This is a genomic window from Rhodopseudomonas sp. (assembly GCF_048594845.1).
Taxonomy (GTDB): Bacteria; Pseudomonadota; Alphaproteobacteria; order Rhizobiales; family Xanthobacteraceae; genus Rhodopseudomonas.
The window spans coordinates 1-6074 of the sequence record NZ_JBMDXE010000273.1 but is presented as its reverse complement, the minus strand read 5'-3'; the positions used below and the strand labels follow the sequence as shown (position 1 = coordinate 6074).

4 protein-coding genes and 1 pseudogene are annotated in these 6074 nt (G+C 66.7%); 4 read left to right on the top strand and 1 reads right to left on the bottom strand.

From position 1 onward, the window contains the following. Positions 1 to 1545, bottom strand: a 1545-nt coding sequence (locus ACOJTD_RS17660) for a putative bifunctional diguanylate cyclase/phosphodiesterase (RefSeq protein WP_420134182.1), incomplete at its 3' end; no start/stop codon positions are given. 363 nt (positions 1546 to 1908) lie between these two features. On the opposite strand from ACOJTD_RS17660, the gene mepA reads away from it, so the two are divergent. From mepA to ACOJTD_RS17640, 4 genes and pseudogenes are all read left to right on the top strand, one after another. Continuing rightward, the gene (mepA, locus tag ACOJTD_RS17655) at positions 1909 to 2853 is read left to right on the top strand and encodes a penicillin-insensitive murein endopeptidase (protein WP_420134181.1); all 945 of its coding nucleotides are present in this window, start codon (positions 1909 to 1911) and stop codon (positions 2851 to 2853) included. A gap of 102 nt (positions 2854 to 2955) precedes the next feature. Next, complete coding sequence (locus tag ACOJTD_RS17650; protein ID WP_420134180.1) at positions 2956 to 3297, top strand: hypothetical protein; 342 nt, start codon at positions 2956 to 2958, stop codon at positions 3295 to 3297. A gap of 93 nt (positions 3298 to 3390) precedes the next feature. Beyond that, positions 3391 to 5769: a TonB-dependent receptor family protein gene (locus ACOJTD_RS17645; protein WP_420134179.1), complete on the top strand. Its 2379-nt coding sequence runs from the start codon at positions 3391 to 3393 to the stop codon at positions 5767 to 5769. Between the two features lie 20 nt (positions 5770 to 5789). Next, a pseudogene (locus ACOJTD_RS17640) lies at positions 5790 to 6074 on the top strand (exo-alpha-sialidase); the annotation flags it as partial.

Here is a 6074-nt window from a genome sequence, read left to right as displayed (position 1 = left end):
CAGCGCCTCGCAGCCGGTGATCAGGCCGTTCTCCAGTCCGATCAGGGGCTGGTAGTACGGCCGCAGCACGTCGTGGCGCAGCGCCGCGCGCAGGTCGGTTTCGATCTTGCGCCGCGCCTGGGCGCGCGCGTCCATGCCGGGCTCGAAGAAGCTGAAGCTGCCGCGCGAATCCTTCTTGGCGCGCGACAGCGCCATGTCGGCATTCATCAGCAGCTTCTCGGAATCGTCGCCGTCGAGCGGCGCCACCGCGATGCCGATGCTGGCGCTGGCGACCACCGAATGGCCCTCGAGCAGATACGGCTCGGCGATCGCGTTGAGCAGCCGCTTGGCCAGCAGCGTGATGTCCTCGGGGCGCTTGATGCCGGTCTGGATCACGGCGAATTCGTCGGAGTTGAGCCGCGCCAGCGGATCCTCCTCGCGCAGCGTCGAGCGTAGCCGGCGCGCGATGCCGCGCAGCAGCTTGTCGCCGACCGCGTGGCCCAGCGTGTCGTTGACCGCCTTGAAGTGATCGACGCCGATGAACAGCACCGCGATCTTCTCGCCGGTCCGCCGGGTCTGCGCCAGGAATTCGTCGAGCCGTTTGCGCAGCAAATTGCGGTTCGGCAGGCCGGTCAGGCCGTCGTGATGCGCCATGAAGGCGAGCCGCATCTCGGCGCGCTTGCGCTCGGTGATGTCCATCAGCGCCAGCAGCACCGCCGGCTCGCCATTGTAGGTGAGCTGCCGCGCATAGATGGCGAGGTCGATCAGCGAGCCGTCGGCCTTGACGTGCTTCCAGGTCCGCGCCGCGCGCTCCTCGCTGCTGGCGTCGCCGTCCCACGGCAGCTCGGTCTCGAACGCCTGCAGGCGGCGGATGGTGAGTTCGGCGAATTCGGCCGGCGAGTAGCCGTAGTGCTCGACCGCGGCGTCGTTGACGGCGAGGATGCGCTCGTTGTGCAGCGAACAGACGATCATCGGCACCGGATTGCTTTCGAACATCAGCCGGAACGAGGCTTCGCGCTGCTTCAGTTCGGTGATGTCGACGCGCAGGCCGATTACGCCGCCGTCCGAGGTGGTGCGCTCTTCGATCTGGATGCAGCGGCCGTCGGCCAGCACCTGCTCGTGGCTGTGGCCGGGATGAAACAGCCGGCGCATGCGCTCGGCGATCCATTCGTCCTCGCGGCCGACCGCCTCCGGATCGTCGCCGCGCGCGACGCCGACCCGCATCGTGTCCTGAATCCGCGCGCCGGGTTTGAACAGATCGGCGCTGGCCTTGTAGATCTCGGCGTAGCGCTTGTTCCAGAGGATGTAGCGGCCTTCGGAATCGAGGAAGACGATGCCCTGCGGCAGCAGGTCGATCGCCTCGCGCAGCCGCTCGTGCGACTTGCGGGCTTCCGCCAGCGCGGCTTCGACCGCGCGCTCCCGCTCGGCCGCAATCGGCGCGCGCGGGCCGCGCGTCGGCAGCGCCGGCAGCTTGGCGCCGCCCTTGGTGGAGGAGCGGCGTTTCGGCTTACGGGTGTCCGCACATCGTCTGGATGTCTTGTTGGTCCTCAGCCGGATCTGCGGCATTCCCACGCCCCACACGCAATCTGCGACTTGATTGTGCAATATGTGTCTGAAAAAAATGTGTAATGTTTTGCGCAGCATTTTCAGCGCTTGGCGCCGCGCGGGCACGCGCAGCCGGTCTTCAAGCACCTTAAGCCGCGCCAATTGGGCTTGAATGCGCGCGTTGCGGCTGGTGGCCGGTGTTCGAATGAGGAATTCAAAGGGTGTTCGGCCACGCCGTTTGGTTCGAATTAAATGACCTCCGACGCGGCGGCTGGTTAGTTCCGCGTTAAAAAGGGCAAGCCCGCTAGATCTCGCACGGCGGCTTGCTGAAAGCGGCGGCGGCCATTCGGCTGATTTTACCGGCTCGGTCGGTTATACAGGGACATGCTTCGCCGATCGATTCCCGTCCGGTTGCTGCTGGCTGTCGCGCTGCTTGCCGGCTCGGCCGTCCTCGCGCATGCCCAGGACAAAGGCACGGTCAATCCCAGGCCGCTGCCGCCGCTGGCCAATCCCAACGATCCGGATCTCGCCGCGCGCGAACTGTTCGCGCGAAGATACCTGCCGGCCGCGCTGCCGCCGCGGCCGATCGGCTTCTACGCCCATGGCTGCCTGGCGGGCGGCGAGGCGCTGCCGATCAACGGTCCGACCTGGCAGGTGATGCGGCTGTCGCGCAATCGCTTCTATGCCTATCCGGCGATGGTCGATCTGATCGAACGGCTGTCAGCCAAGGCGCGTCGCGACGCCGGCTGGCCCGGCATTCTGGTCGGCGACATGTCGCAGCCGCGCGGCGGCCCGATGCTGACCGGCCATGCCAGCCATCAGGTCGGGCTCGACGCCGACATCTGGCTGACGCCGATGCCCAACCGGCAGCTGTCGCGCAACGAGCGCGAGGAGATGTCCGCCACCATGATGGTGCGGCCGGACCGGCTCGACATCGATCCCAAGGTGTGGACGCCGACGCACTGGAAGGTGATCCGCGCCGCCGCGCAGGAGCCGGCGGTCGAGCGCATCTTCGTCAATGCGGCGATCAAGAAGGCGCTGTGCCGCGAGGCCAAGGGCGACCGCGCCTGGCTGAGTAAGGTGCGGCCGATGTGGGGCCACGATTATCACTTCCACATCCGCATATCCTGCCCGGCCGGCAGTCCCGGCTGTGAATCGCAGCCCGAGCCGCCGTCCGGCGAAGGCTGCGCGCCGGCCGATCTGGCCTATTGGTTCTCCGACGCGGTGCTGCATCCGAAGCCGCCGAAGCCGAAGAAGCCGCTGACGCTGGCCGACCTGCCGACCGAATGCCGCGCCGTGCTGGCGGCGCCGGACCAGCGGCCGGACTAGGACGCGAGGCACCTCAGTAGGGTGCCGGACCTCGACACGGCGGTATCTGCATGATTAATTGCCGCCACTGAGGGGCAATTGATGCGGTCGCAGCTACGCAGAGTGCTGCCGGTCTTCTTCGTCGCGTTGTGGGTGCAGATCTTCGCACCGATCGGCGTGTACTTCGCGGAAGCCGGCCAACGGACCAGTGGTCTGTTCACGACCGCGATCTGCCATGCCGACGATGCATCGACTGATCAGAGCGGCCAGCCCGGTCACGCCATCCAATGCGTGCAGTGTTGTCTGGCAGGCATCGCCGGCCCGATCGATACGCCGGTCTTCATCGCCCAGGCGATGCCGTGGCGGAGCTTTGCGCGGATCGCTTGGCGGGAACAGACACCCGTTCGAACGCAGGGCCGCGGTAGTTCCGATACCCAGGCGCGCGCGCCACCAGCCTTTTCCTGAGCCACTCCGTTCGTCACTGGCGCGGTTCGCCGTGCCGTCAAAGGGCTTTTGCGGTCAGCGCCGAGGCGTTGCCGCCAGGAAGGTTTCACCACTATGTCTCGCATCTCCGCCCTTTCGGGGGCGAGTGCGGCTGCGATCGGGCTGATGCTGACGGCATCGGCCGGGACCGCCCGCGCTCAGACCACGCCTCAAAATCTGCCATCGGTGACGGTGGACGCGCCGGCTCCGGCCCGCGCCAAGCCGGCGCCGCGCGCCCGCAGCCGCGCCGCTGCAGCGCCGCGCCGCATCACCCCGGTGCGCGCCGCTGCGATTGCGCCGGTTGCTGCGCCAGCCGTCGAAACCGCGACTGCGGCACGCGATCGCCTGAACCAGGCACCGAACGGCCAGACCGCGACCACGATCGATCGTAGCCAGTTCGACAACCGGCCGTCGTTCTCGGTCACCGACGTGCTGCGCGACAGCCCCGGCATCTCGGTCAAGCAGGGCAACGGCCCGCGCGATGTCGGCATCTCGATCCGCGGCTCGAACGCGCGCAACGGCTTCGCCATCCGCAACATCGTGATCTTCGACGACGGCTTTCCGGTCACCCAGCCGGACGGGTTGTCGCGCAGCGACCTGATCGATCCGCACGCCTACAGCGCGATCGACGTGATCCGCGGCCCGTCCTCGGCGCTGTACGGCAATTATGCGACCGGCGGCGCGCTCAACTTCCGCACCCGGCCGGGCGGCAGCATCGACGGCGCCGAATACGGCGTCGAGGGCGGTAGCTTCGGCTATCTCAGCAACTACCTGACGGTCGGCAAGAAGGTCGGCAATTTCGAAGCCTCGCTGTTCGCCAGCGACGCGCGCGGCGACGGCTTCATCACCAACAGCTGGTTCAATACCCAGACGGTGAATTTCCTGGCCACCTGGCAGGCGACGCCGGACGATCGCTTCACCGTGAAGCTGATCGACAACGAGCTGTCGACCCGATTGCCGCTGCGGCTGTCGCTTAACCAGTACAACCTCAACCCGTATCAGGCCGGCTGCCTCACCGCGGCGGTTGCGGGCTGCGGGACGGTGTCGCTGTTCAACAACGGCTTCAACGGAGCCAAGTCGACGCTGACGGCGCTGCAGGCCGGGCTCAACCGCGACGACCGGCGCACCATCGTGGGCGGACGCTGGGAGCACGATTTCGACAACACCACGACCTGGCGCAACCAGTTCGTGTTCGACGACCGCAACATCAGCCAGCCGACCGGCTCGACCAGCGCGGTCGGCGACTATCCGTCGTATAATTTCTCCAGCGACATCACCAAACGCGGCGAACTGTTCGGCATGGCGTCGACCTCATTGCTGGGCGCCTGGTACAACACGCTCAGCGCGTCGGGTGACACCTACAATGTGCTGCCGAGTGGCGACGCCGCGGTCGGCCGGCTGCAGAGTAACCTGGCCAGTACGACGACGAATTACGGCGTGCGCGCCCGGCAGGAGCTGCAACTCGTCCCCACCGTAACGGCAATCGCCGGCATCGGCTGGGAGACCACGCAGCTCAAGGGCGTCAGCACCGCCTACGCCTATCCGACGCTGAACAATCCGAACATGGTGGTGCCGACCGTGCTCGGCGCCTCGCCGCAATTCCAGAACACCGCCCCGGAATTCGCGCTGATCTACCGGCCGAGCGCCGAATGGGCCTGGCACGCCCGGGTCGCGACCGGCTACGGCACGCCGCAGGTCAACAATCTGTTCGTGCTGCCGAGCGGCCTTGCCGGCAACAACACCGCGCTGCAGTCGCAGACCAATGTCGGCTACGACATCGGCGCCGACTGGACGCCGAACCGGTCGCTGACGCTCAGCGCCACCGCGTTCTACGAGTTCTTCACCAACGAGATCGTCTCCCAGGCGACTCCGGTCGCCGGCGTCAGCTATAGCTTCAACGCGCCGCATTCGGAGCATCGCGGCGTCGAGTTCGCCGGCCGCTGGTCGTTCGCGGAAGGCTGGGAGGCCAAGGTGGCCTATACCCGGATCGACGAGATCTACACCGACTACACCGAGAGCATCGGCGCCTATCGGTTCAATCGCGTCGGCAACCAGATCCCGGGCATTTCGCCGAACGAACTGACGGCGCGGGTCGGCTACGATCAGTTGCGCGGCGCGCTGGCCGGGCTCGGCGGCTTCGTCGAGCTGGTGTGGAAGGACGATTTTTATCTCGACAACGCCAATCTGCTGAAGGTGCCCGGCTACGAGCTGGTCAATCTCAACCTGCACTACAAGACCGATCTGCAATCGGACTATCTCCGGCAGCTCAGCGTATTCTTCGAGATCCGCAATCTGTTCGACAAGACCTACATCGCGTCGGCCAACAACATCGCCAACACGGTGAATGCGGCCGGCGTGCAGAATCCCGCCAGCATTTTGGCGGGGACGTCCGGGTCGATCTATGCGGGTTCGCCGCGCGCGTTCGTCGGAGGCATGAAGATCGCCTTCCGGTGATCTTCGACAAGGAGGCGGCCATGGCCCGTCGAACTCTCATCGCGGCGCTCGCTCTGGCGCTGTCGGCCGCTTCCGCCGCGGCGCAGTCCGTTCATCGTCACGACAGTGAGACGGCCTGCGCGACGACCGAGCTGCGTTGCGCCTCCAAGGTCACGCCGGCCTTCGCGCGCGACGGCACGCTGTGGCTGATCTGGATGGCGGGCGGCCAGGTCTCGGTCGCGCATTCGGCCGATTTCGGTCGCACGATGTCGTCGCCGGTGACGGTGACGCAGGGCGCGCCGAAGCTCGATTGGGGTCCGGACGCG